The 25,224-nt window shown below is 70.6% G+C and carries 20 protein-coding genes and 4 pseudogenes; 13 read left to right on the top strand and 11 right to left on the bottom strand.

Features of this window, described 5'->3' with window-relative positions:
- Positions 1-132: 132 nt before the first annotated feature.
- From K1J60_RS04360 to K1J60_RS04325, 8 genes and pseudogenes are all read left to right on the top strand, one after another.
- Positions 133-876, top strand: a complete 744-nt coding sequence (locus K1J60_RS04360; RefSeq protein ID WP_220644997.1) for an SDR family NAD(P)-dependent oxidoreductase — start codon at positions 133-135, stop codon at positions 874-876.
- A 67-nt stretch (positions 877-943) separates the two neighbouring features.
- Positions 944-1,726: a FadR/GntR family transcriptional regulator gene (locus tag K1J60_RS04355; protein WP_259407548.1), complete on the top strand. Its 783-nt coding sequence runs from the start codon at positions 944-946 to the stop codon at positions 1,724-1,726.
- On the top strand, positions 1,723-2,868 hold the full coding sequence (gene dgoD, locus K1J60_RS04350) for a galactonate dehydratase (RefSeq protein ID WP_220644995.1): 1,146 nt from the start codon (positions 1,723-1,725) through the stop codon (positions 2,866-2,868). The genes K1J60_RS04355 and dgoD overlap by 4 nt, the downstream gene beginning before the upstream one ends.
- A gap of 119 nt (positions 2,869-2,987) precedes the next feature.
- Positions 2,988-3,608 (top strand): bifunctional 4-hydroxy-2-oxoglutarate aldolase/2-dehydro-3-deoxy-phosphogluconate aldolase, encoded by a 621-nt coding sequence (locus K1J60_RS04345; RefSeq protein WP_220644994.1) that lies wholly within the window; start codon positions 2,988-2,990, stop codon positions 3,606-3,608.
- Between the two features lie 41 nt (positions 3,609-3,649).
- Positions 3,650-4,570, top strand: coding sequence for a sugar kinase (locus K1J60_RS04340; protein ID WP_259408225.1), 921 nt, complete (start codon positions 3,650-3,652; stop codon positions 4,568-4,570).
- 14 nt (positions 4,571-4,584) lie between these two features.
- Positions 4,585-5,535 carry an SMP-30/gluconolactonase/LRE family protein gene (locus K1J60_RS04335; RefSeq protein ID WP_220644993.1) on the top strand — a complete coding sequence of 317 codons (951 nt, stop codon included), beginning with the start codon at positions 4,585-4,587 and terminating at the stop codon, positions 5,533-5,535.
- 274 nt (positions 5,536-5,809) lie between these two features.
- Complete coding sequence (locus K1J60_RS04330; protein WP_259407547.1) at positions 5,810-5,944, top strand: hypothetical protein; 135 nt, start codon at positions 5,810-5,812, stop codon at positions 5,942-5,944.
- Positions 5,945-6,056: 112 nt separating this feature from the next.
- Positions 6,057-7,149: pseudogene (locus K1J60_RS04325) on the top strand (tartrate dehydrogenase).
- 150 nt (positions 7,150-7,299) lie between these two features.
- Here the strand turns inward: K1J60_RS04325 and K1J60_RS04320 are convergent.
- From K1J60_RS04320 to K1J60_RS04310, 3 genes and pseudogenes are all read right to left on the bottom strand, one after another.
- Positions 7,300-7,940 (bottom strand): annotated as a pseudogene (locus K1J60_RS04320) (metallophosphoesterase); the annotation flags it as partial.
- 391 nt (positions 7,941-8,331) lie between these two features.
- Positions 8,332-9,066: an SDR family NAD(P)-dependent oxidoreductase gene (locus K1J60_RS04315; RefSeq protein ID WP_220644992.1), complete on the bottom strand. Its 735-nt coding sequence runs from the start codon at positions 9,064-9,066 to the stop codon at positions 8,332-8,334.
- Between the two features lie 65 nt (positions 9,067-9,131).
- A complete protein-coding gene (locus K1J60_RS04310) occupies positions 9,132-10,040 on the bottom strand; it encodes a helix-turn-helix transcriptional regulator (RefSeq protein WP_220644991.1) in 909 nt (302 codons plus the stop codon).
- A 137-nt stretch (positions 10,041-10,177) separates the two neighbouring features.
- Between K1J60_RS04310 and K1J60_RS04305 the strand changes: the two genes are divergently transcribed.
- Together K1J60_RS04305 and K1J60_RS04300 are read left to right on the top strand one after the other, a co-directional pair.
- A complete protein-coding gene (locus K1J60_RS04305) occupies positions 10,178-11,785 on the top strand; it encodes an MFS transporter (protein WP_220644990.1) in 1,608 nt (535 codons plus the stop codon).
- Entirely contained in the window at positions 11,773-12,795 is a 1,023-nt protein-coding gene (locus K1J60_RS04300; RefSeq protein WP_220644989.1) for a zinc-dependent alcohol dehydrogenase family protein, read from the top strand. Before K1J60_RS04305 ends, K1J60_RS04300 begins: the two co-directional genes overlap by 13 nt.
- Here the strand turns inward: K1J60_RS04300 and K1J60_RS04295 are convergent.
- Positions 12,785-13,012, bottom strand: a complete 228-nt coding sequence (locus K1J60_RS04295; RefSeq protein WP_220644988.1) for an STAS domain-containing protein — start codon at positions 13,010-13,012, stop codon at positions 12,785-12,787. The genes K1J60_RS04300 and K1J60_RS04295 overlap by 11 nt on opposite strands.
- On the opposite strand from K1J60_RS04295, the pseudogene K1J60_RS47055 reads away from it, so the two are divergent.
- A pseudogene (locus K1J60_RS47055) lies at positions 12,935-13,125 on the top strand (ATP-binding protein); the annotation flags it as partial. The gene K1J60_RS04295 and the pseudogene K1J60_RS47055 overlap by 78 nt on opposite strands.
- Positions 13,126-13,201: 76 nt before the next feature.
- On the opposite strand, the gene K1J60_RS04290 reads toward K1J60_RS47055, so the two are convergent.
- A complete protein-coding gene (locus tag K1J60_RS04290; RefSeq protein ID WP_220644987.1) occupies positions 13,202-13,567 on the bottom strand; it encodes a hypothetical protein in 366 nt (121 codons plus the stop codon).
- Positions 13,568-13,722: 155 nt separating this feature from the next.
- Between K1J60_RS04290 and K1J60_RS04285 the strand changes: the two genes are divergently transcribed.
- Positions 13,723-14,592: a helix-turn-helix domain-containing protein gene (locus tag K1J60_RS04285; RefSeq protein ID WP_220644986.1), complete on the top strand. Its 870-nt coding sequence runs from the start codon at positions 13,723-13,725 to the stop codon at positions 14,590-14,592.
- A 312-nt stretch (positions 14,593-14,904) separates the two neighbouring features.
- On the opposite strand, the gene K1J60_RS04280 is transcribed toward K1J60_RS04285, so the two are convergent.
- The 6 genes and pseudogenes from K1J60_RS04280 to K1J60_RS04255 all read right to left on the bottom strand — a co-directional run bounded on the left by K1J60_RS04280 (position 14,905) and on the right by K1J60_RS04255 (position 23,472).
- Positions 14,905-16,041, bottom strand: a complete 1,137-nt coding sequence (locus K1J60_RS04280; RefSeq protein WP_220644985.1) for an XdhC family protein — start codon at positions 16,039-16,041, stop codon at positions 14,905-14,907.
- Between the two features lie 167 nt (positions 16,042-16,208).
- A complete protein-coding gene (locus K1J60_RS04275) occupies positions 16,209-18,404 on the bottom strand; it encodes a xanthine dehydrogenase family protein molybdopterin-binding subunit (protein ID WP_220644984.1) in 2,196 nt (731 codons plus the stop codon).
- The gene (locus tag K1J60_RS04270) at positions 18,401-19,381 is read right to left on the bottom strand and encodes an FAD binding domain-containing protein (protein ID WP_220644983.1); all 981 of its coding nucleotides are present in this window, start codon (positions 19,379-19,381) and stop codon (positions 18,401-18,403) included. The genes K1J60_RS04275 and K1J60_RS04270 overlap by 4 nt, the downstream gene beginning before the upstream one ends.
- 7 nt (positions 19,382-19,388) lie before the next feature.
- Positions 19,389-20,039, bottom strand: a complete 651-nt coding sequence (locus K1J60_RS04265) for a (2Fe-2S)-binding protein (protein WP_220644982.1) — start codon at positions 20,037-20,039, stop codon at positions 19,389-19,391.
- A gap of 438 nt (positions 20,040-20,477) precedes the next feature.
- Positions 20,478-20,627, bottom strand: a pseudogene (locus K1J60_RS04260) (aminoglycoside phosphotransferase); the annotation flags it as partial.
- 286 nt (positions 20,628-20,913) lie between these two features.
- Entirely contained in the window at positions 20,914-23,472 is a 2,559-nt protein-coding gene (locus K1J60_RS04255; protein ID WP_220644981.1) for a glycoside hydrolase family 32 protein, read from the bottom strand.
- 536 nt (positions 23,473-24,008) lie between these two features.
- On the opposite strand from K1J60_RS04255, the gene K1J60_RS04250 reads away from it, so the two are divergent.
- On the top strand, positions 24,009-25,016 hold the full coding sequence (locus tag K1J60_RS04250; RefSeq protein ID WP_220644980.1) for a LacI family DNA-binding transcriptional regulator: 1,008 nt from the start codon (positions 24,009-24,011) through the stop codon (positions 25,014-25,016).
- The last annotated feature ends 208 nt before the right edge of the window (positions 25,017-25,224 follow it).

Raw genomic sequence — 25,224 nt, 5'->3', positions numbered from 1 at the left:
GGCAATGCCGGTCAGTCTTGGAGCGGCATCGCCGCGCCGTCAAGATATATTCATAATTAATTGAAAGAGCTATGGTGGGTGTCGTCAGCAGGCATCAGACGGGAGACGCGCACGATGACGGAGTGCCGCAGGATGGCGGGACGCGTGGCGGTGATCACCGGCGCCGCGCGCGGGATAGGCGCGGCCACGGCTCGAAGGCTCGCCGACGAGGGCGCGACCGTCGTGGTCACGGACGTGGACGACACGGCCGGCAAGACGCTCGCCGCAGGCATCGAGGACGGCGGCGGCCGGGCGGAGTACGTGCGGTGCGACGTGACCTCGGCCGCCGACTGGGCGAACCTGGCCCGCCACGTCGACGAGCGACACGGGCGGCTGGACGTGCTGCACAGCAACGCCTTCGCCCAACTCAACAAGCCCGCACACGAGTTGAGCGAGGCCGAGTGGGACGGCCAGATGGCCGTACTGCTGAAGCCGGCCTGGCGCGGGATGAAGACCTTCGCGGCCATGCTGCGCGAGGCGTCGGGATCCGTCGTCCTCACCTCCTCGGTACACGCCGTCATGGGCCTGCCCGGCCACGCCGCCTACGCCGCCGCGAAGGGCGCGCTGTGCTCGCTGGGGCGGCAACTGGCTGTCGAGTACGGGCCGGACATCCGGGTCAACACGGTGCTGCCCGGCCCCATCCTCACCGCGGCCTGGGACGGCATCCCGGAGTCCGAGAGGGCGCGCAGCGTGTCGGCCACGGCGGCGAAGCGGTTCGGGCAGCCGGAGGAAGTCGCCTCGGCGGTCGCGTTCCTGGCATCGGCGGACGCCTCCTATGTGACCGGAGCGAGCCTGGTGGTCGATGGAGGATGGAGCGTCATGAAGGAGTCCTCGTGAGCGGGGCGTCCTGCGCGGGAAGCTGTACGCGGCATCCGCGAACAGCGACTGAACGGAAACGGAGAACGTGGTGACTCATCCCGGTAGGGGGCTGCACGGCCAGGCGGTGGAGGAGCTGGGCCGGCGCATCATCCGCGGCGACTACCCCCCGGGCTCCGTCGTGGACCCCGTCAAGTTCGAGACCGAGCTGGGCGTCAGCAAGACCGTCGTGCGCGAGGCTCTGCGCGTCCTGGCGTCCAAGGGCCTGCTGGAGTCGAAGCAGAAACGCGGGACGACCATCCGGCCCCGCGCCGACTGGAACCTGCTCGACAGCGACCTGCTGCGCTGGCAGGGCAGCAGCGCTCCCACCGACGGCTTTCTGGAGGACCTCGCCGAGGTGCGCGCGATAGTCGAGCCCGCCGGAGCCCGGCTCGCCGCGGCCCGCCGTACCCCCGCCGACCTGGACGCGCTGCGGCAGGCACTCGACGCGATGGCGGCCGCCGGGACGGACGCGGACGCGATGGTCGAGGCGGACCTGGCCTTTCACCGCGCCCTGCTGGACTCCGCCCACAACGAACTGCTCAGCCGGATGGAGGTCGTCATCGAGGCCGGTCTGCGGGTCCGTGACCGCATCGTGCACGGCGCCCGGCACTTCTCCGACTCCATCCCCGTGCACCAGGAACTGCTGGCGGCGGTCGAGGCGGGTGATCCGGACGCGGCGGTGGCCGCCGTCGAGTCACTGCTCGCGCAGGCGTCCCAGGACCTGGCGGCCGTACAGGCCCAGGAAGACCTCGACGACCTCGACGACCGCGAAGACCACGATGACCACGAAGACCTCGCGACCGACCCGCTCCCCGAGGAATCCCCTTGAAGATAACCGGACTTGAGACGTTCCTGGTGGCCCCGCGCTGGCTGTTCCTGCGCGTCGCCACCGACGAGGGCGTCACCGGCTGGGGCGAGCCCGTGATCGAGGGCCGCGCCGAGACCGTACGCGCCGCGGTGCACGAACTGGCCGACTACCTCGTCGGCCGGGACCCGCTGCGCATCGAGGACCACTGGCAGGTGCTCACCAAGGGCGGCTTCTACCGGGGCGGCCCCATCCTCTCCAGCGCCGTCGCCGGTATCGACCAGGCCCTGTGGGACATCGCGGGCAAGACCTACGGCGTTCCGGTGCACCGCCTCCTCGGCGGCCCCGTACGCGACCGCGTCCGGATGTACGCCTGGATCGGCGGCGACCGCCCCAGCGATGTCGCGGAGCTGGCCGAGGAACAGATGAAGGCGGGCTTCACCGCCGTGAAGATGAACGCCTCGGCCGAACTCGCCCCGATCGACACCCCGGCGCGCACCGCCGAGGTCGTCGAGCGCGTCGCCGCCGTCCGTGAGGTGCTGGGCGACGAGCGGGACATCGCCGTCGACTTCCACGGCCGGGCCTCCACCGCCATGTCACGCCGTCTGCTGCCCCTGCTGGAACCGCTGTACCCGCTGTTCGTCGAGGAACCCGTCGCACCGGAACACTCGGGCCACCTGCGCGGCCTGGTGGAGTCCACGAGCGTCCCGCTCGCCACCGGCGAACGCCTGTACTCCCGCTGGGACTTCCGTGAGGTCATGACCAGCGGCATCGCCGTCGCCCAGCCCGACCTCTCGCACGCCGGCGGCATCTCCGAGGTCCGCCGCATCGCCGCCATGGCCGAGACGTACGACGTCGCCCTGGCCCCGCACTGCCCCCTCGGCCCGATCGCCCTGGCCGCGAGCCTGCAGATCGCCTTCTCCGTGCCGAACTTCCTCATCCAGGAACAGAGCATGGGCATCCACTACAACCAGCAGTGCGACCTGCTGGAGTACGTGATGGACCCCGAACCCTTCCGCTTCCAGGACGGGTACGCCGTCGCCGCCTCCCGCCCCGGCCTCGGCGTCGACATCGACGAGAAGGCGGTACGCCGCGCCGCCGAGACCGGACACCGCTGGCGCAACCCCGTATGGCGGGGAGCGGACGGGGCGTTCACCGAGTGGTGAGCACCCCCAGGTACCGAGTGGTGAGCAGCCCCAGGTACCGAATGCTGAGCATCCCCAGGTACCGAATGGTGAGCACCATCAGGCCCGCACACCCCGAACCCAAGGAGAAATCCGCGCCCATGAACCTGGTGGAATCGCTTCGAGCCCACCGCCTGTTGGCGATCGTCCGCGGCAAGGACCCCGCCGCGGCCCTGCGCACCGTACGCACGCTCGCCGAGGAGGGCGTCGCGGCCATCGAGGTCTCCCTGACCACCGCCGACGCCCTGACCGTCATCCGGCAGGCCCGCGCCGAACTCGGCCCCGACGCACTTCTCGGCGCCGGAACCGTGCGCTCGGCTGCGGACGCGGCCCGCGCCGTGGACGCCGGTGCGTCGTACCTCGTCACTCCGGCACTGGTCGACGGACTGGAGCCCTACGGCATACCCGTGCTGATGGGAGCCCTGACGCCGACCGAGATCGAACTCGCCCTCGCACGAGGTGCCGCCGCGATCAAACTCTTCCCCGGCACTCTGGGCGGACCCGGCTACCTGCGGGCCCTGCGCGACCCCTTCCCCGAGGTGCCCTTCGTACCCGTGGGCGGAGTGGACGCTCAGGCGGCCCGCGACTACCTGGACCGGGGCGCCCTCGCCGTCGGCGTCGGCTCACCTCTCGTCGGGGACGCGGCCGACGGCGGCGACCTGGATCAACTCCGGTCCCGGGCGGCCGAGTTCCGCAGGGTTGCCGCCGGGGGGAGGCCGTGACGCGATCGATTCCACCCGAGGTCGTGACCTTCGGCGAGACGATGGCGGCGCTCCGGGCTCCGGGCGCGCTGCGGCTCGGCGGCACCCTCGGCCTGTCCGTGGCGGGCGCCGAGTCCAACGTCGCGATCGGCCTCGCCCGGCTCGGCCACCGAGTGCGCTGGGCCGGCCGGGTCGGTGCGGACGAACTCGGCGCGCTCGTACTGCGCACCCTGCGCGCCGAGGGCGTCGACATCGACCACGCGGGCACCGACGACACCGGCCGCCCCACGGGACTGCTGCTCACCGAACTCCGCCTGGGCACGCTCACGCGCGTCAGCTACTACCGCGCCGGTTCCGCCGGTTCGGCCGTCACACCGGCCGACGTCCTGCCCGCTCTGGCCCCCGAAACCCGCGTCCTGCACCTGACCGGCATCACACCGGCGCTGAGCCCGTCGGCGGCCGAGGCCGTTCTGGCCGCCGCCACCGCAGCCCGCGACGCCGGCGTCACCGTATGCCTCGACGTCAACTACCGCTCCCGGCTGTGGACCGCCGACCGCGCCCGCACCGCGCTCCGGCCGCTGCTGGCCCGCACCGACCTGCTCATCGCCTCCGAGGACGAACTGCCGCTGGTGCTGGAACGATCCGGCGTGGACGAACCGGAGGCCGTGCGCAGCGTCCTGGCGGAAGGGGTCGGAGAGGTCGTCGTGAAGCGTGGCGCGAGGGGCGCGACCACCTTCACCGCGGAGGGGGCGACCGACCGCGCGGCGATACAGGTCGGCGCCGTCGATCTGGTCGGCGCGGGCGACGCCTTCGTGGCCGGATATCTGTCCGGACTCCTCGACGGCGCGGACATCCCGGCCCGGCTGCACCGAGCCGTCACCACCGCGGCCTTCACCGTGGCCACCCGGGGCGACTGGGAGGGCCTACCCACACGGGACGAACTCGGCCTGCTCGACCAGCCCGACGGCACCACCATCCGCTGACCCGGGAGAGGGACATGACATCAACGGCACCGTCGGCGGCGCTCGTCGTGGAGGGAGCGTACGAACTCGCCGAGGGCGGCCGCTGGTTCGACGGCCGGTACGTGTACGTCGACATCCTCAGCGGACGGCTCTTCGAACTGCGCGACGTCGGCCACGACCGCGAGGTCCTTGAGGACCGGGACGTCGGCGAGGACCGCGAGGACCGCGAGGACCGCGACGACACCGGGCCGACCGAACTCGCCCGTCTCGACGTACCGTTGGGCGCCGTCGCGCCGGTGCACGGCCGGCCGGACACCTGGATCGCCGCCGCGGGCACCGGCATCGCGCTGCTCACCCCCGACGGCGCCCTGGAGTGGCTGGACCGCCCCGAGGACCGCACCCCGGTCCCCAGCCGGATGAACGACGGCGTCGCCGACCCCGCCGGGCGCTTCTGGGCCGGCAGCATGGCCTACGACGGCACCCCCGGGGCGGGCTCCCTCTACCGCACGGACCCCGACGGCACGGTGGTCCGCGTCCTCGACGGCCTGACCATCGCCAACGGCCCGGCGTTCACCGCCGACGGCACCACCATGTACCTCGCCGACACGGCCGTCGGCACCGTCCTGCGCTGCGGGGTCGACCCCGTCTCGGGCGACCTCACCGGCGACCCGGAAACCTTCGCCCGACTGCGGGACGGCGAGGGCAGCCCCGACGGAATGACCGTCGACGAGGAGGGCTGTCTGTGGGTCGCGCTGTGGGGCGCCGGGGCGGTCCGCCGCTACCGTCCCGACGGCCGCCTGCTCCACACCCTGACCGTCCCCGCCCCGCACCCCACGTCGGTGTGTCTGCACCCCGACGACAACCGCCTCTTCGTCACCACGGCCCGGTACGGGGTGCGGAACCCGACGGCGACCTCCGGCGCGGTACTCGGCATCCCGGTACCGGCCAGGGGACCGGCAGCCTGCTCCTGGCGGGGTCGGCTCTGAGAGGCAGGGTCGCGTGAAGAGAGCCCGTGACGTGCGCCGGCACTGATAGGCCACGCCTATACGGGGCATCGATTTTTGGTCGTGGACCCCCCCATCTGTGACCCGGTTCACTGTGGCGAAAGTCGGTGCGGTACCGATCGGGCTCGGTACCGCGCGATCAGGGAGGCCGCAATGACGCATACCCCGGGCATCGGACGAGCCGAGCAGGCCGCGCGTATCTCGGCGAAGCCGTGGTACCGGCAGTTGTACCCGCCTGGCCCGCCGTTGCGGTGCCGTGGTCGCCCCCATCGAGCCGACCGCCCACCTCCACGTGGCGATGGTCAGCCTGCCCGCGCACCTCACCCCGGCCGCGCGGGCGTTCCTCGCTCTCACCGGGTCGTTGGCGGAGCGGCGGGCACGCCCCGCCTGACGCGGGACCGATCGGCCACGCCTATACGTCGTATCGAAAGCTGGTCTTGGACGCGCTGTGACCTCGGTGTGTTGACTCGAACCGACCGCACGACAGCGAGCCGGAGGCCCTCATGACAGCCGCACCCCGCACGTTCCGCATCGCCGCCATCCCCGCCGACGGGGTGGGCAAGGAGGTCGTCGCCGCCGGGCGAGCCGTCCTGGACGCCCTGGCCGAGACCTCCAGGAGCTCCGCGGCCCCCTTCGCCTTCACCTGGGAGGAGTTCCCCTGGGGCTGCGAGTACCACGAGCGCACCGGCAAGATGATGGACGAGGACGGGCTGGAGCAGCTGAAGGACTTCGACGCGATCTACTTCGGCGCGGTCGGCTGGCCCACCGTCCCCGACCACATCAGCCTGTGGGGCCTGCGCCTGAAGATCTGCCAGAACTTCGACCAGTGGGCCAACGTCCGCCCCGTGCACTTCCTGCCCGGTGTGCAGAGCCCCTTGCGCAAGGCCGACGACACGGAGCTGGACTGGGTCGTCGTCCGCGAACAGCGAGGGCGAGTACGCGGGCCTCGGCGGCCGCAACCTCGGCGGGCGCGGGCCCGGTGGTGAAGTCGCCGTCCAGTCGGCCCTGTTCACCGAGGTGGGCTGCGAGCGGATCATGCGGTTCGCCTTCGACCTGGCCCGCACCAGGACACACAGGAAGGTCTCCTCGGTGACCAAGAGCAACGCCCAGCAGTACGGCATGGTCCTGTGGGACGACGTCTTCAAGCGTGTCGCCGCCGACTACCCGGACGTCGAGACCGAGAGTGTGCTCGTGGACGCGATGTCGGCGAAGTTCGTCCTCAAGCCCGAGGATCTCTCGGTCGTCGTCGCCTCCAACCTCAACGCCGACATCCTCTCCGACCTCGGCAGCGCACTGGCCGGCAGCCTGGGCCTGGCAGCGAGCGCCAACCTCAACCCCGAGCGCCGCTTCCCCAGCATGTTCGAGCCGGTCCACGGCTCCGCCCCGGACATCGCGGGCCAGGGCCTGGCCAACCCGATCGGCGCGGTCGGCAGCGCCGCGCTGATGCTGGAGCACTTCGGCCTCCCCGACCAGGCGGCCCGCCTGCACAAGGCGATCGAGGCCACGACCGCCGGGGGCATCCTCACCCGCGACGTCGGCGGCACGGCCACGACGGAGGACGTGACCAAGGCGCTGATCGACGCACTCGACGCCTGACGGTCCGAGAGCGTTTCCGGACGCGGCGTCCCAGCCGTCGGCCCGGGAACGGTCCGGATCCCGTCCTCGGGGTGAGGGGCCTGGCCGTCTGCTTTCCCCGCACCCCTCAGCTCGACGACACCTCCAAGCGGATGTGCCGGCCCGCCCCGTCTACGGCGAGGTGGGCAGGTGCGGGGAGCGGAGCACGAGCAGGGTGATGTCGCTGGGTGCGAAGACGCGGAACGGCGGGCCCCAGAAGCCGGTGCCGCGGCTGGTGTGGAGGAGGGTGCGGGTGCCATGGTGGCTGAGGCCGGCGACAGCGGGCTGGTCGATGCGGACCAGGTGATGGAAGGGCCAGATCTGGCCGCCGTGGGTGTGGCCGGAGAGTTGGAGGTCGATGCCGGCGGCTGCCGCCCGGTCGACGAACTTGGGCTGGTGCGCCAGGAGCAGCACGGGCAGATCGGGGTCGGCGCCGTCCAGGGCACCGGCGAGGTGGGCGCGGTGGCCTGCGAGGCCGGAGGACTCGGCGGTGACGTCGTCCACGCCGGCGACCACGAGGGTGTCGCCGCCGCGTTCGAGCAGCAGATGGCGTTGCGCAGCGGCTCCCAGCCCAGCTCGTCCATCAGGTCGACCCAGCCCCGGGCCTCGCTGTAGTACTCGTGGTTGCCGGTGACGTACACGCGGGCATGGGTGGCCCGCACGGTACCGAGGGGGAGGGCCTGGGCGCGGCGGCGTTCGGCCGTGTCGTCCGCGATGTCGCCGGTGTGGCAGACCAGGTCCGCTTCCAACGTGTTCACGGTGCGCGAGATCCGAGTGACGGTGGACGCGAGCTGCCGGATCCCAGGCAACGGCAGCGGATTCCGTACGGCCCCACCCCGGTGGCCAAGCCGCTCTTCGCCAAGTGCGGGGGCGTCTTCATCCCGCAGGGCACCTTCCCCGACGCGCCCGTCCCCGAGGTCTCCCTCACGAGCGTCATCGCCATCGTCCGGGGCAACATCGCGCGCGTCCAGAACTGCACATCCCGGTCGCTCTCGGTCTCGCCATCCGCACGTGCCACGAGATCTGCATCCAGGACCTCAAGGCCCGCATGGCATGGACGGAAACCAACGACACCCCTGATCAAGACCCGTACGCTGGGCCCTGACACCGAGGAGCGCGCCGCCGCAGGAGGCGAGTGCCGCAGGCACCCCTGGAGGGGTGTTGTCACCGCACTTCGAGAGGGGTGCCTGTCTCCTCGGCCAGCGTCTGCAGGAGCCGGTCCTGGAACGCCTCATCGTGTACGGCGGGGTGAGGCCGCTGCCGCTCGCGGTGATACCAGTAGCCCCCGGTCGTGAGCGCCTGGAGATCGTCGCTGGAGGCCAGCCACTGCTGTGTCCGGTGACCGAGCTGAAGATCGTCGGGTGCGCCGGGTCCCCCCATCTTCGTGGGCACCCAGCCCGGGTCCACGGCGTTGCTCAGCACGTCGGGGCACAGGCGGGCCACGGCGGCTGCGAGCGTCGTGACGAACAGCTTGCTGTCCGCGTATGACCCCGGCCTCGTGCCGCGCCAGTCGATGCCGTCCGCTGAGGGGCGGCCGTCGAAGTGCGAGCCGCTGCTCACGTACACCAGGCGGCGCGGCCCGCGCACGAGCGCGGTGAGCAGGTACGGGGCGACGATGTTGACCGGCATGACCGCAGGCCCGCTCCAGACACCGGCGTTGTGAACGACCGCGTCGAGCGGCGGGGTGTCGTTCAGTTCGGCGGCAATCCGCCGTACGGCGTCACGGTCGGTCAAGTCGGCCACGACGAGACCTGCTCCGCGGCCGACGAGCAGGTGGAGGGCTCTGGCCCGTTCAGGGTTGCGGGCGTGGACCACGACGTCGTGCCCCGCGGACTGCAGCGCCTCGGCCGTGGCGTATCCGAGGCCGTCCGTGGAACCGGTGATGAGGATCCGGCTCATGCTCGTCCTACGTGCTTCACGGAGGGGCTCCTTCGCTGCTTGGAATGGCTGTGCTGAACGGCTTTTCAGCGTGCCGGAGACTGCCGGGTGGGTGGGTGAGGCCTGTGGGTGGCTGCCCAGGACGCGAGCAGGCGCAGGCCGTCTTCGGAAGCGGAGCCGGGTGCGGCGGTGTAGATGGTCAGGGAGTGCGCCTCGCGGGCGGACATGGGCAGGTCCAGGGGCTGGTAGGTGAGTTCCAGGTCCCCGGCCTCGGGGTGGTGGAAGCGTTTGACGCCGCCGTGATGGATACGCACGTTGTGAGCCGCCCACCGGGTGCGGAACTCGGGGCTGAGGGTGGAGAGTTCACCGATGAGCTCGCGCAGGGCCCTGTCGTTGGGGTAACGGCCGGCTTCGGCGCGCAGGAGTGCGGCGGTGATGTCGACGGCGCCGTCCCAGTCGGCGGCGAAGTCCTGGGAGTCGTCGTCGAGGAACCAGAACCGGGCGAAGTTGGGGCGGCCGCGCACGTCGGCGGTTCGGCTGTTGAACAGGGGTGCGAACAGGGCGCGGGCGAGTGTGTTGGTGGCCACGATGTCGAGACGGCCGTTGGTGACGAAGGCCGCGGACAGGGGCATGGAGTCGAGCAGCCACTGGACGCGGGGCGGGACGTCGACGGCCTTGCGGCGGCGCCGAGGGGCCGGGCTGGGCTGGGCGGCCTTGGCGAGGTCGAACAGGTAGGTGCGTTCGTCGTCGTCCAGCCGCAGGGTGCGGGCCACCGCGTCGAGGACCTCCTCGGACACACCGCTGATGTGGCCTTTCTCCAATCGGGTGTACCACTCGGTGCTCACGCCGGCGAGGACGGCGACCTCCTCGCGGCGCAACCCGGGGACCCGGCGCCGGCCGCTGGTGGGCAGCCCGACCTGCTCCGGGGTGAGCTGGGCACGGCGACGGGCGAGGAAGTCGCGGATGTCGGCGCGGTTGTCGGAGCGGCGTTCCATGCTCTTCACGCTACGGCGGGAACCCGGCGAGTGGGGGGTCGAGCCTGTACCCCCTATGAACGCAGCCTCCCGCGCACGCGGCCGGGCCGGTTTCGTGGAATGCGCACCCCGATGCCGAACCGTTGCGGAGATATCGCATGACCACGCGAGGAGGAACCCTCCAGGCCCCTTCCGACCTGCCGTTCGGTGACCGCGAGCGTCCGCCCGCCCGGCTGCCGCTCGTTGTGTACGTGCTCGCCCTGGCCACGTTCTTGATGGGCACGACCGAGTTCGTGGTCGCGGGTCTGCTGCCCGAGATCGCGACTGATGTGCAGGTCGGCGTGGCCCGGGCCGGGCTCCTGGTCACCGTGTTCGCGGTCGGGATGGTCGTCGGCGCGCCGCTGATGGCGATGCTGACCCTGCGGCTGCCCCGGCGATGGACGCTGCTCCTCGCCCTGGCCGTCTTCGCTGCTGGTCACGTGATCGTGGCCCTCAGTACCAGCTTCACGCTGGTGCTGGCGGCCCGGTTCCTGACGGCGCTGGCGACCGGCGCGTTCTGGGCGGTGGCCAACGTGGTGGCCACTCGCGCGGTCGGTCCCGCCGCGAGCTCCCGCGCGCTGGGCGTCGTAGGCGCCGGCGCGATGCTCGCCAACGTGGTCGGAGTGCCGCTCGGCGCCTTCGCCGGACAGCTCATTGGCTGGCGTGGCCCCTTCTGGGCGCTCGCCGCCCTCGCCGTGGCCGCCATGACACTGATCGCCCGCCATGTCCCGCACGACGGGCCCGCCCAGGAGGCGCTCTCGCTCCGGTCCGAACTGTCCGCTCTGCGGTCGGGGCACCTGTGGCTGGCGCTGGCGGCCTGTGCGACCACGACCGGCGGCGTGCTGTCCGCGTACTCCTACGTCTCGCCGCTGCTGACCGACCGGGCGGGCCTGGCCTCCAGCCTGGTGCCGTTGGTCCTGGCCGGATTCGGGATCGGCGCTCTGGCGGGCTTCCTCGCGGGAGGCCGTCTGGGGGATCGCCACCCGTACGCGACCACGATAATGACCCCCGCGGTCACGACGGCCCTGCTGCTGGCAACCTGCCTGTCGGCCGACCATGCCGTGCCGACGATCGCACTGATCGCCCTGCTGGGCCTGTTCGGGCTCGGCGCGAACCCAGTGCTCATCGCGCTGGCCGTCCGCTTCGCCGGCCGCGCCCCCACCCTGGGTTCCGCGCTGACCGTCTCGGCGTTCAACCTCGGCACCGCCACCGGCTCCTGGGCGGCCGCAATCGCCCTCGAATCGCCGCTGGGGGCCGGGGGACCGGCCGCGGTCGGCGCTGTCATCGCCGCGCTGACGCTGATCCCCACCACCATCATCGCGCTCACCCAGCACCGCCTCCCATCGCCGTGGCCCAGTGCCGCGACAGGCAACGTCCGCCCCGTCGCGACGCCCGGCACGCCCTCTCGCCGCACCGGCCGAAAGCGCGAGTACGTCCAGTACGAGGGCTTCCGGCCGGCACACCGAGAGCACGCTCCCCCGGTCTCGGCTGCACTCGACCGGGAGGTACCCCCACGACGTCGCCCTTTGACGGGCAAACGTTGTCTGCCGCGGCACTGGACACCGGCGGGCAACGAGCCTCCGAGCCGGTTACGCCCTTCCAGCGGGCTCGGCGCGCCAGAACCACCGACCGAGGAAGCCGCGGCGATCCCGTGCCTTCCTGAAACAGGAACCGGCGCCCAGGGCGCCGGAACAACCAGCAAGGAGAAGCCACCATGCGTGGAGTAGTGATGCACACCGCCGGCGACGTCCGCGTGGAGGAGCGCGACGACCCGAAGATCATCGATGCGACCGACGCGATCGTGAAGCTGACCGCGACCTGCATCTGCGGCTCCGACCTGTGGCCGTACCGCGGAATCGAGCCCGCCGACCATCAGGCCATGGGGCACGAATACGTGGGCGTCGTCGAGGAGATCGGCTCCGAGGTCAAGAACGTCAAGGTCGGCGACTTCGTCGTCGGATCGTTCGTCATCTCCGACAACACCTGCGAGATCTGCCAGGCCGGGTTCCAGTCCAAGTGCGTGCACGCCGAGTTCGTCGCGCAGACGATCGGCACCCAGGCCGAGAAGGCCCGTATCCCGCACGCCGACGGCACTTTGGTCGCCACCCCGGGCCAGCCCGACCCTGAGCTGATCCCCGCCCTCCTCGCGGCCTCCGACGTACTCGGCACCGGCTGGTACGCCGCCGTCGCCGCCGAGGCCGGCCCCGGCAAGACCGTCGCGGTCGTCGGTGACGGCGCCGTCGGCCTGATGGCCGTCCTCGCCGCCAAGCAACTGGGTGCCGAGCGGATCATCGCCATGTCCCGCCACCCCGAACGGCAGAAACTGGCCCGCTACTACGGTGCCACCGACATCGTCGAGGAACGAGGCGAGGACGGCATCGCGAAGATCAAGGAACTGACGAACGGGCTCGGCGCGCACTCGGTCGTCGAGGCGGTCGGCACCCAGGAGTCCTTCATGCAGGCCGTCGGCGCCACTCGCGGCGGCGGCCACCTGGGCTACGTGGGCGTGAACTACGACGTCACCATCCCCGGGATCGAACTGTTCTTCGCCGGCATCCACACCCTCGGCGGCCCGGCCCCCGTACGCCGCTTCCTTCCCGACCTGATCCAGCTCATCTGGGACCGCAAGATCGACCCCGGCAAGGTCTTCGACCTCACCCTGCCGCTCGACCAGGCCGCCGAGGGCTACAAGGCCATGGACGAGCGCCGCGCCACCAAGGTTCTCCTCACCCTCTGACCCACTCTGCCTGTGCCGGGGCCTGGCCGGGTACGCCAAGCTCCGGCCGGGCATTCCTGCAACGCCTACAGGCCGTCAGGGCCTGCTCGACGCTTTGCGCGGCGGCGATACGCAGCCACCCCTCGGTGGGGCTGACGGCCTGGTAGGCGGTGACGAAGATGCTGATTCCGCTGGAGTCCACGAAGGTCACGCCGCCGCCTTCCTCGAGCAGGCCCACGCCGACGGCCGCCTGATGGTGTCAGCTCGCACGCGGACCTGAGCCGGCTGGTCGTCAGCGAACTGGTCACCAACGCCCTCAAGTACGCTCCCGGCCCGGTTCTGATGAAACTGCACGATGAGCCACCAGATCCACCCTTCGGGGACATATGCGAACCACTGCAGTTCGCTCGCCGACAGGAACGCCTTCTCACGGCAGAGTTGAGCGGTGGTGACGGTGCTTGGCGCGCAGGACCCCGCGGGCTTCGCCGTCATGGCCGAGGACGCGATAGGCCGCTGCCAATTGCTCGTAGGGCTGAAACAAGTACTGACCGCTGAGGCTCTCCTTGAGCCAGGCGAGCCGAATGCTGGTCGAGCGAGGTGGGAGCGGCTCGAGCCGCTCGTAGGTGAGGGCGTCCAGTTCCAACAGGGGACCTCCTTGCGGACGGTCGACCAGCTTGCCGATGGTCGCTCCATGGCCCATCGGGTGGGGCTCGTCGACCGGTTCCGCGCCGCGGTGGGGCCGCAGGTCCGAACCGGACACGCAGGTGACGACGGTGCGGACCGTGCCGCGCATACGTGGGCTTCCCCACGGTGCTGGAGGTCTCTTCGACACGAGGCTCACCCGCGTCGGCGTGTACGAAAAGCAGAGAAACACATCCGGGGAGAGAGACATCCTGGGAGGAAACTCTCCCCCCTTGCCGGGGTGCGATCGATGTCATCCTGGGCACCATGACCAGCAACCTCCCCCTCAATGAGCTGGGTGAATTCCTCAAGAAGCGCCGATCCGAGCTGAGCCCGCGCACCGTCGGACTACCGGAGACCGGCGGGCCCCGCCGGGTGACGGGGCTGCGCCGCGAGGAGGTCGCCCAGCTCGCCTCGATCAGCACCGACTACTACACCCGGCTCGAACAGGGGCGCATGCAGGCGTCCGCCCCGGTGCTCGACACCCTCGCCCAAGTGCTTCATCTGGACGACGACGAGCGGGGCTATCTGTTCCGGCTCGCCGGCAAGCCCGCCACGCGCACCCGGCGGCGCGGCCGTCAGACGGTTCAGCCACAGCTGCAGCGGCTCCTGGACGACGTGACCGCCACGCCGGCCATCGTTCAGGGCCGTAGGGGCGACGTCCTCGCCTGGAACGCGCTGGCCTCCGCGCTGGTCACCGACTTCGCCGCAGTTCCGGAGAAGCACCGCAACTATCCGCGGATCATCTTCACCGAGCCGGCGATGCGCACCCTGTACGCCGACTGGGACGGCTCCGCGCGGACCGCCGTGGCGCAGCTGCGGATGGAGGCCGCCAACTATCCCGAGGACTCCCGGCTGATCGCGTTGGTGGGCGAACTCTCCACACGGGACAAGCAGTTCGCCCGCTGGTGGGGAGACCACCGGGTCTCCGCCCGCACCATCGGCACGAAGACCCTCAACCACCCGGTCGTGGGCGAACTCGTCCTCGACTGGGACACCTACACCGCCAACACCGATCTCGACCAGCACCTCACGGTGTGGACCGCGGCCCCCGGCTCCGCCACCCACGAGCGGCTGCGCATCCTCGCCTCCTGGGCCGCCGACCAGAACCTGTCACCCTCCTCCGCCCTTGCCTGATCATGATCGGCCGCCCTTCGCCCTTCGCCCTTCGCCCTCCGGTCGCCCGTCGACGGTTGCCGGTCGTCGTGAGGGGCCATGCCACTGATGGCAGTGGTGGCGCTGAGGAGGGGAGCGGACAAGTGGCGTTGCCCGACCTTCGTGACGTTCCTGGGGCCGCGGAGCAGGTCGCCGGAGCCGCAAAGGGCAGCGCCGACCCACGCTGCCCGCTGTCCTCCGGGGCGGTGCGCCTTCTCGGCGGACGCTTTCGACGGATCTCGCACGCCGCACGGTCGGCTGCGGGCACGCCGTGTGGTCCGTGTGGGCAAGGCCTCAGCGAGCGCTCGACAGCATGAGCTGCCCGTCCCGGTGGATCGGCCCGGAGAGGCCGGACAGGGGGAGACCGGTTCGCTGGTTGGCGGCGGCCACGATTTCCGCCGCGATGGAGAGGGCCGTCTCCTCGGGCGTGCGGGCGCCGAGGTCGAGGCCGATGGGGGAGCGCAGCCGGGACAGCTGTTGCCCGGTCACGCCCGCCTCGCTCAGGAGGCGCAGACGCTTCTCGTGGGTACGCCGCGAGCCCATGGCACCGACGTAGCCGACGGGCAGATCGAGCGCGAGACGCAGCAGCGGGATGTCGAACTTCGCGTCGTGGGTGAGGACGCAGACGGCGGTGCGAGCGTCCACGGTGGTGCGCTCCAGGTAGCGGTGGGGCCAGTCGACGACGACTTCGTCCGCGTGCGGGAAGCGGGCGTGCGTGGCGAAGACCGGGCGGGCGTCGCACACCGTGACGTCGTAGCCGAGGAACTTTCCGGCCTGGCTGAGGGCCGCCGCGAAGTCGACGGCTCCGAAGACCAGCATGCGGGGGCGTACGGCGTTGACGTGGAAGAGGACGGACAGCGGGACGGGGCAGGCCTCGCCGTCTCCGCCCAGGTCGACGCGCGTGGTCCGTCCCGCGCGCAACTGGGCGACCGCCTGCGCGGTCACCGCGCGGTCCGCGGCCGCGCCGTCCAGGATGCCGTAGGACGCGGCACCGTGGCCGAGCACGCTCAGGGTGGCTCCGATCAGGTCGTCGGGGCCGTCGACCACCTGGGCCACTGCCGTCGGCAGCCCCTGTGCCACGTCCTCCAGGGCGGCACCGAGTTGCGGCTCCGTTGTCGGGTCGACGCGTCGGACGAGGACGTCGAGTTCACCGCCGCAGGTCAGGCCGACGGCGAAGGCGTCGTCGTCGGAGTATCCGAACCAGGCGCGTTGGGGGGCGCCCCGGTCGTGGAGCACCTGTCGGCACAGTTCGTAGACCGCGCCCTCGACGCAGCCGCCGGAGATGCTGCCGACGGCGTTGCCGTCCTCGTCCACCGCCACCGACGTACCGATCGGCAGGGGTGCGCTGCCGTGGACGTCGACGACGGTGGCGAGGGCGAAGCGGCGGGCTTCGCGGCACCAGCGGTGCAGTGTGTCCGCGATGTTCAGCATGCACGGGTCCTTCGTGGAGGTGAGGTGAGCGGGCCGCCGCCGTGACGCCGGGGAGCGTGACGGCGGCGGCCCGGGAGGTCCGGCAGTCGAACGGGGGAGCAACTGCCGGACGAGGAGTGGGCGTCCCGGGCACGGGTCCCTTGCTTCCCGTGCCCCGGGCGCTCGGTTCAGAGCAACGCCTCGGCCGTGATGGGCAGTTCGCGCACCCGGCGACCGGTGGCGTTGAAGACCGCGTTGGCGATGGCGGGCGCTACGCCGATCATCACAAGCTCGCCGAGGCCCTTGACGCCGATGGGGTCGGCCTCGTAGTCCTCACCGTCCAGGAAGATCCCCTTGAGATCGGGGATGTCTGCGTTGACGGGGACGAGGTAGTCGGCGAGGTTGGCGTTCACGATCCGGCCGTCGCGGTGGTCGGTGACCGTGTGTTCGAGCAGGGCCGTGCCGATGCCGCCGACCATGCCGCCGAGGGCCTGGCTGTCGGCGAGTTTGGGGCTGATGATGCGGCCGGCGTCGTACACGCCGAGCACGCGCCGCACGCGGACCAGGCCCAGGGTGGCGTCGACGGCCACCTCGGCGAAGGTCGCGTTGTAGCCGTAGAAGGAGTGCCGCTCCGGTCCTGACGGCGGGGCGAAGGAGCCGTCCGCTTCGAGATGGGTGCGGTCGTTGCGGGACAGCAGCCGCTGGTAGGTCTCGCCGCGGGCCGGGTTGCCCTGGACGTGCAGTCGGCCGCTCCGGACGACGACCTCGTCGGCCTGGACGCCGTACAGCGGGGAGTCCCTGTCCTCTACGGCCAGTTGGATCGCCTGCCGCCGGATCCTGTCGCAGGCGTCGAGGGTGGCGGAGCCGACGCTGGCCATGGTCATGGAGCCGCCGTGGGGCGGGGTCGGCGGGTAGAGCGAGTCGCCGAGGCGGAAGGTGACCGTGCGCATGGTCAGCCCGAGGGCGTCGGCGGCGACCTGGGCCTGGGAGGTGTAGGTACCCGGTCCCATGTCGCTGGCGGCGGCCTCGACCACCGCCGTGCCGTCGGCGTCCAGACGGGCCCGTGCCTCGGCCTGGAACCGCGCGGTGTCGTACACGCCCGCGGCCATCCCCATGCCGATCAGCCAGTCGCCGTCACGCGTCGAACGCGGCCGCGGATCGCGGCGGTGCCAGCCGAACTCGCGGGCGCCGACGGTGTAGCACTCGCGCAGCCGGCGCGTGGAGAACGGCACGTTCCTCGCCTCGTCCTCGTTCGGCTCGTTGCGCCGACGCAGCTCGATCGGGTCGACGCCGAGCTTGTGGGCGAGTTCGTCCATGGCCGACTCGATGACGAAGGACGCCGTCTGGAAGCCCGGGCCACGCATCCACAGCGGCGTGGGCAGATCCAGCGGCACAAGCCGGTAGGCCTGCCGGACGTCGGGCATGCTGTAGAGCATCTGCCCGGCCGCCAGGATGGCCTCGGTGAACTGCTCGTACGACGAGGTCTCGGCGTCCATCGCGTGGTCGGCCGCGATCAGCCGTCCCCGCCGGTCGCTGCCCAGCCTCAGCCGGTACTCGTACGACGGCCGGTAGCCGGTGCCCAGGTACATCTGCTTGCGGCTCAGGACCAGCTTGACCGGTCGTTCGGTCTCGCGGGCGGCCAGCGCGGCGACGATCACGTGCGGCCAGCAGCGCAGCGCTGTTCCGAAGCCGCCGCCGACGAACGGGGAGATGACCCGCACGGCGTCCGTCTCCAGGCCGAACACCGCGGCGAGTTCGGTCTGTGTGCCGACGACCCACTGGGTCTTGTCCCAGACGGTGAGCTTGTCGCCCTTCCAACGGGCGATGGTGGCGTGCGGTTCCATCGGGTTGTGGTGGTTGCGGGCCGTGCGGTAGTTCAGGTCCAGACGTACGGCCGCCGAACGCAACCCGGCCTCGACGTCGCCGCGCGCGTAGTTCGCCGGCTCGCCCGGCTCACCCTCGGTGAGGTCGGTGGCGGGCTGTTCGGAGTCGTAGCGGACCTTCACCAGGCTCGCACCGTGCTGAGCGGCCTCCAGAGTGGTGGCGACCACGACGGCGACCGGCTGGCCGTGGAAGCGCACCTGGTCGTCCTGGAAGACGCGCAGGCGCCGGCCCGGCGGGTTGTTGGAGCCGGAGTTGTCGCGGTACGGCAGTTTCGGCGCGTTGCGGTGGTGGATCACCCGCAGCACGCCCGGGTGGGCTTCGGCGTCGCGGGTGTCGATGGACGTGACGCGCCCGCGCCCGATGGAGCTGTCCACGATGACCGCGTGCACCGCCCCGTCGACGTCGTGCTCCGCGGCGTACAGCGCCCTGCCCGTGACCTTCAGCCGCCCGTCCACCCGGGACAGCGGCGCGCCCACGGCTGCCTGTGGCTGGGGGCTCACTTCGTACCTCCTACGATGCGCAGCTGGCGTTCCACGGTCCGTTTCAGCAGCTCTGTCTTGAAGCGGTTGTGTGCCAACGGCCGGGCTCCGTTCGCGGCGTGCGCGGCGGCGGACGACCAGAGGGCGTCCGAGGGCCGTTCGCCGACGAGGTGCTGCTCGACCACGGGGAGCTTCCACGGCACGGTGCCCACCCCTCCGGCGGCCACCTTCGCCGTCTGGATCACGCCGCGCCTGACATGCAGCGCGACGGCCGCCGAGGTCAGCGCGAACTCGTACGACTGTCGGTCACGCACCTTCAGATAGCCCGACTTCAGCGGGCGCGGCAGCGCGGGAATCTCCACTGCGGTGATCAACTCGCCCTTTCGGAGGGCCTGTTCACGGTTCGGTGTGCTGCCGGGCCTCAGGAGGAAGTCGGCGAAGGGGACACGACGCTCCCCGGCCGGCCCCAGCAGGTGCACGTTCGCCTCCAGCGCCGCGAACGCCACGGCGACGTCGGAGGGATGGGTGGCCACGCAGGCGTCCGAGGTGCCGAGGATGGCGTGCGTGCGGTTGTGGCCCTCCAACGCGGCACAACCCGAGCCGGGCTCACGCTTGTTGCAATCGGCGGTCACGTCGCGGAAGTACGAGCACCGGGTGCGCTGCATGATGTTGCCGCCGATGGTGGCCATGTTGCGCAGCTGCGCGGACGCGCTCAGCTCCAGGGCCTCGGAGATCACGGGGAACAGGGAGCGCACCTTGGGGTGGGCGGCGGCCTCCGCCATCCGCACCAGCGCGCCGATACGCAGTCCGCCGCGCTCGGTGACAGTGACCCCGCGCAACGGCAGACCGGAGATGTCGATCAGCGTCTCGGGGCGCTCCACGGTCTCCCGCATCAGGTCGACCAGGGTGGTACCACCGGCGATGTATCGGCCGCCGCCACGACCGGCGTCGAGGGCCTCACGGGTGTCGGTGGCCTTGGCGAAGGCAAAGGGATACATCAGGCCCTCACTTCCGGCCGGCGGTCTGCTCGACCGCGCGCACGATCTTGACGTAGCAGCCGCAGCGACAGATGTTGCCGCTCATGAACTCCCGGATCTCCTCCGGCGAGTCGGTGTGACCCTCCTTGATGCAGCCGACCCCGGACATGATCTGCCCGGGGGTGCAGTAGCCGCACTGGAAGGCGTCCTCGTCGATGAACGCCTGTTGGAGCGGGTGCAGTCGGTCGCCGTCGGCCAGGCCCTCGATCGTGGTGACCTCGGCGCCCTCCAGCCGAACGGTCAGCGCCAGACAGGAGTTGACCCGCTGCCCGTCCACCAGGACCGTGCACGCCCCGCAGGCCCCGGCGTTGCAGCCCTTCTTCGAGCCGGTGAGACCGAAGTGCTCACGCAACAGGTCCAGCAGCGAGGTGCGGTTGTCGACCGTCACCGTGCGCCGGGTCCCGTTGACCGTCAAGGACACCCGGCTCGAGGGGGCGGCGTCGGCGGCGGCCGCCGCCGCATCGATGAACCCGGAGCCGGCGACGAACCCGCCGGCGACGACGGCGCTTCCGACCGCGGTGGTCGTGGCGATGAACGTGCGCCGTGTGGGCGTCGTGGACGACCCTCCGGAGTCGCCGGAAGGCGGTACTTCTGACTCGGTCAGCTCAGTGGGAGGCATGCGTACGCTTTCGAATCGGTGGATGGGGCACCTGGCCCGCACATCGGCATGGACGCGCGATTCCCGTGACGTCGTCCTCACCGGGCACGGGGCGATTCGGATCCGCCGAGCGGCCCGAGGTCCGTCACGCCGGTGAGTCTCGCACCGTCGACCAGGCCCCTGGGAGGGAGACTTTCCTCCCCGGATGCCGTTCTCCCTGGCAGGGCCGCGCGATCCAGGAGGAGAGCAGCCGCAGGCTGTCGTGCGAAGCCGTTGTTCGACCTGTTGGTCGGGTGGTCGAACCCTGCGTGGTGAGTGTCACGAGAGTCTTCGGGAGCTGTTGCGTACGCTGATCGCGGGCGTTCGTGAGGGGCGCACCCGGGGGCGTGGGGGCGAACCCGAGTGCTCCTCCCGACGCCTGATGCACCGTCAGATAGTCGGCATCCCGTCAGCGCGCTACCGGACGGCGAGGTCGTCGCCGAGCCGCCACAGCTGGTTGTCCCAGCCACGCGCGCCGAGCTTCAGGGGACGACCGGCCAGGTCCGGGTGCTGGTCGAGCAGCAGGTCCCGGACCAGATCTGCGGTGATGTCGATCTCGGTATGGGGCATGCGGAGCCACGGCAGTCGGACGCTGACCCGGGCGTTTGTGACGCCCAGCGCTCAGTGCCGCTCACCATCCTCACTTCCTGGACTGGGCACCGCACTGCAATGCCCATCGGCGCCTGGTTCCCCCTCGGCCGTCCTGCGAAGGGAGGAAGAGACACAGGCTGGCACCCCCCGGTGCGGGCCAGGTTCGGTGGGGATTGCTTCCACGCCCCTTTCTTGGCGCCTGCCTTGCCGAGAGCCGCGGGCCGGTCGCCGCCCCTGGGCCACCGGCCCGCGGACCTGCGGCTTGTCACCTCCAGATGGACTTCAGCTGCCATGCCTGCATGTGGTCGAGGGTGGCGGTGCCGCCTTCGGCGAAGACCTCGACGCCGGTGCTGGAGGGGTCGGGGAAGATCTGGTCGGTGATCACCGCTTCGCCATTGCCGCCGAAGACCTCGACGGACGACCAGTCGACGAGGATCCGCAGCTTGACCTTGCCGTTCTTGGGCTTCAGGGGTGCGGTCTGGACGCCGGGGAACGTGCTGTTGAAGTCCCCGGCGCCGGAGCGGGTGCGGTCGACGTACAGCTCCTGGGTCGTGGTGTCGTAGCCGATGACGGTCTCCTCGCCGCCCGCGCCGGTGCGCACCTTCAGGCCGAAACGGTCGGCGTTCTCGACGGAGAAGGTCGCCTCGATGTCGAGTGCCCTGCCCTGGGCCGTGGGGCCGATCAGGGGCTTGGAGGTGCTCTTGACGGTGACGCCGGACGCCTTGGTCGGGCGCTTGTTCCGGAGGGACTCCAGGCTGCCCACCGGCTTGCTGGTCAGCCGGATTCGGCCGTCGACGGTGCGCAGCGCCATCTCCCTCGGAACGCTCTGCGCGCCGCGCCAGGGGGAGGTGGGGACGGACTGGCCGTAGTCCCAGTTGTTCATCCAGCCGATCATGTAGCGCTTGCCTCCCGGAGCGTTCTCCCAGGACACGGCCGCGTAGTAGTCCTTGCCGTAGTCGGCCCAGTCGGCGCGCTGTACGACGGAGAGGGCGGGCTTGTCGGCGGCGGTGAACCGGTCGGCCATGACGTGGCCCCAGCCGGCGGTGTTCATGTCGACGACCTGGATCCGCGCCTCCTTGCCGGCGTACGGGCGCAGGTCGAAGGACGCCCAGTCCAGGCTCTCGCTGTCGGCGCCGGTCACGCTGCGGACCACCTTGCCGTCGACGATCAGGTTGACGGACGTCTCCTGGGAGACGCGCGGGGCCAAGGCGTCGGACAGCACGATGTGGTCGACGTTGATGTGGCCCCAGCCGCCGGTGTTGTGGTCGACGATCCTGATCCGCGCCTTCTTGCCGGCGAGGTCGCCGACGTCCCAGGAGGCCCAGTTGAGTGCCTCGGCGTCCTTGCCCGTGGCGCTGCGGACGACCTGGCCGTCGACGAGCAGTTCGACGGCGGTGGGGTGGTCGGAGGCGGCCGGGTGGTTGCCGCCGCCGATGAGGAAGTTGATGTGCTTCTTGTCGACGACGAACTCGGGCGAGGTGAGGGTGCCGGTCGTGGCGTCGCCGTTCCGGAAGGTGTTGACCAGTCCGTCTCCCAGGAAGCCGGAGACCTGTCCCTGGTGGGGGAGGGTGCCGGTGGCCGGTGCGGTGCCGAAGGCGTCACCGGTCGCCGTCCAGTCGCCGTAGGTTCCGCCCTCGAAGTCGGCGAGAACCGTGCCCTCGGGCGGAGTCCTGTCCATGACGGTTCCGGGCTCGTGCGGATGCCGCCCGCCACCGATCTTGAAGTTCAGGTAGGGGCTGTCGACGGTGAAGGAGGGGGAGGTGAGCGTGCCGGTGGCGCCGTCGCCGCCGTGGAAGCTGTTGGCGAGGCCCTTGCCGTCGAAGCCGGAGACCGCCCCCTGCCCGTCGACCGCACCGGCTGCCGGCCCCGGGCCGAAGGCTGTTCCGGTGGTCGTCCAATCACCGAAGCCGGAGCCTTCGAAGTCCTGGACGACCGTGCCCGTGGGCGGTGTGTAGGTGCCCTTGTCCTCGGCGGTGAACTTCTTGCCGTCGAAGTCGCCGATGAAGTACTGGGCGGCCGAACCGCCCGCGATGCCCCCGGGGTTGATGTTGACGACCAGGACCCACTTGATGTTGTTCTTGTCCCCGTCGACCGCGAGGGGGAACAGGTCGGGGCACTCCCACACGCCGCCCGTCGCACCGGCCGGCCCGAACTCGCTCTGCAGCTCCCAGTCCTTGAGGTTCTTGGACGAGTAGAACTGCACCTTGTGCTCGGCGGACAGCGACACCGTCATCAGCCAGCTCTTGGTCGGCGCGTACCACTGGACCTTGGGATCGCGGAAGTTGTCGGAGCCGATGTCGATGACGGGATTGCCCTGGTACTTGGTCCAGGTGCGGCCGCGGTCGGTGCTGTAGGCGAGCGACTGGGCCTGCTTGCCGCCGTCCTTGTAGGCGCTGGTGTAGACCGCCACCATGGGCGGGTTCTTCTTCGTGCCGAAGCCGGTGGTGTTGTTCCAGTCGACGACCGCGCTGCCGGAGAACACCATCTCCTCGTCGTCGTGCGACAGGGCGAGCGGCAACTCCTCCCAGTGCACCAGGTCCTTGCTCACCGTGTGCCCCCAGGACATGTCGCCCCAGGAGTTGCCGTTCGGGTTGTACTGGTAGAAGAGGTGGTATTCGCCCTTGTAGTACACAAGGCCGTTCGGATCGTTCATCCAGTTCTTCTGCGGCGTGAAGTGGAACTGGGGTCTGTAGGTCTCGGAGTACGGCGGGGTGTCGGCCGCGACGGCCTGGGGGGTGAGCGGGGCCGCGGACAGGGCGCAGACGGTCGCGACCGCCGCCATCATCCGTATGCGGGCATGCCGGGATACGCGTACAGAGCTCATGGTGTCTCCTAGTCCCGCGGCCGTCCACGCAGCGGTGACTGCGGCTTCTGCGCGACGGACCGAAAAGTGCACCCCAGGCCGATGCCGGCTCCGTGCCGTCGGCCGAGGGTGTCATCGTTGACTTGTGTCATCGATGACATCGATGCCCGATTATGAAGCCCAATCCGGCCTCCGCGTCAACGGTCCGGGCCCGATCGCTCCAGCATGACCGCCAGTTCATCGGCTGTCGTCGGTGGTCGCGAACCGCGCCGCCCCGTTGGCAGTGGCGGTCTCGGGTTCTGTGACCGCCCAGTTCGGAGGGGTGGGGCGGGGGCCGCCCGGCAAGCTTCGGCCTCATCGTCGACGTTGAGACGGGCCGGTGAACGAGTTGTTTCCGGCCTGTTGACCGATCGGGCCTTTCGGTGCTTCACTGCCGGAACCGCTACCGAAACCGGTTCCGGAACCGATACCGGTACCGGTTCCACAGGCCTCTGTACGATCGGCCCTTCGGTGCGGGAGGACGTCTTCCGCCTCTGCAGGAAGGAAGGGGAGGTGACATGGGAGTCACTATCGCCGACGTGGCCACGCGGGCCGGGGTCAGTAAGACGACGGTCTCGCGGGTGCTGAACGGCAAGGGCGAGATCAACGAGAACACCGTCTTGAAGGTCCGCAAGGCGATATCGGAACTCGGTTATGTGCCGAGCGCCGGGGCAGTGGGGCTCGCACGCGGTACGACACAGATGATCGGCATGCTGGTCCCTGACCTGGCCTGGGCCTGGGCCGGCATAGTGCAGGCGGTCGTCGAAACGCTGGAGGCCGAGGGCTTCGGGCTGCGGATCCTGACCTGGAACCGCGGTGAGGAGTCACTGCGCAGGCTGGGCCTGCAGGTCGCTGCCAAGTCGTTCGACGGGCTGCTGGTGATAGAGCCCGAGGGGGCCCTGGGATCCATCACAGAACTGCACGAGGCCGGACTGCCGGTGGTGCTGATCGACGACCGCTTCCAGCGGCCGGGATTCCCCTACGTGGCCACCACCAACCGGGAGGGCGGTGAGCAGGCGGCGCGTCACCTGCTGGACCTCGGTCGCCGTCGCCCTCTGGTGGTGACCGGTCCTGATGAGTACGGGTGCACGCAGGAACGGCTGGGCGGCTTCGTCGACGCGTATGCGCAGGCCGGGATCGAACTCGACCCGCGCAGAATCATCTGCGGCGACTTCCTGTTCGACGACGGCCGGAGCGCGGTGGCGCAAGCTCTCGCGGACGGCGTGGAGTTCGACGCGGTCTTCGGTCACAACGACCCGTTGGCAGCCGGCGTGATCGCGGCCCTGCACGAGGCCGGCCTCAAGATTCCGCGGGATGTCGCCGTGGTGGGGTTCGACGACGTCGAGGTGGCGTCGTACACCTATCCGGCGTTGACCACCATCCGCCAGCCGATGCGGGAAATGGGTGAGGCGGCGGCTCGTCTGCTGCTCGACCACGTGCGCAGATCGCCGGAGGCCGCTCCCTCGCGCATCGTTCCCACCAGCCTCGTGATCCGTGGCTCGACGTTAGAGCCGAGCTCGAACTGACGCGACGTCATCGCGATGAGCGAATGACGGCGCCCCGGCGGCCGGGCGGTGCGTTGCCGGTGACGCACCGCCCCCCGTCTCCTTGAAACATCGGCGAACCTCTTCGGGCCTCGCCTTCCTCACAACTCAGGGCGGCTGCGCCTGCGTTCACGCGGCACCGCCCACCTGCACCTTCCGCCCGCGCGTTTCCCGATCCGGGACACCGAAG

Origin of the sequence: Streptomyces akebiae (assembly GCF_019599145.1) — a bacterium.
GTDB lineage: Bacteria > Actinomycetota > Actinomycetes > Streptomycetales > Streptomycetaceae > Streptomyces > Streptomyces akebiae.
Note: the sequence above shows the minus strand (reverse complement) of the source record. Positions and strands in the feature narration are given on the sequence as shown.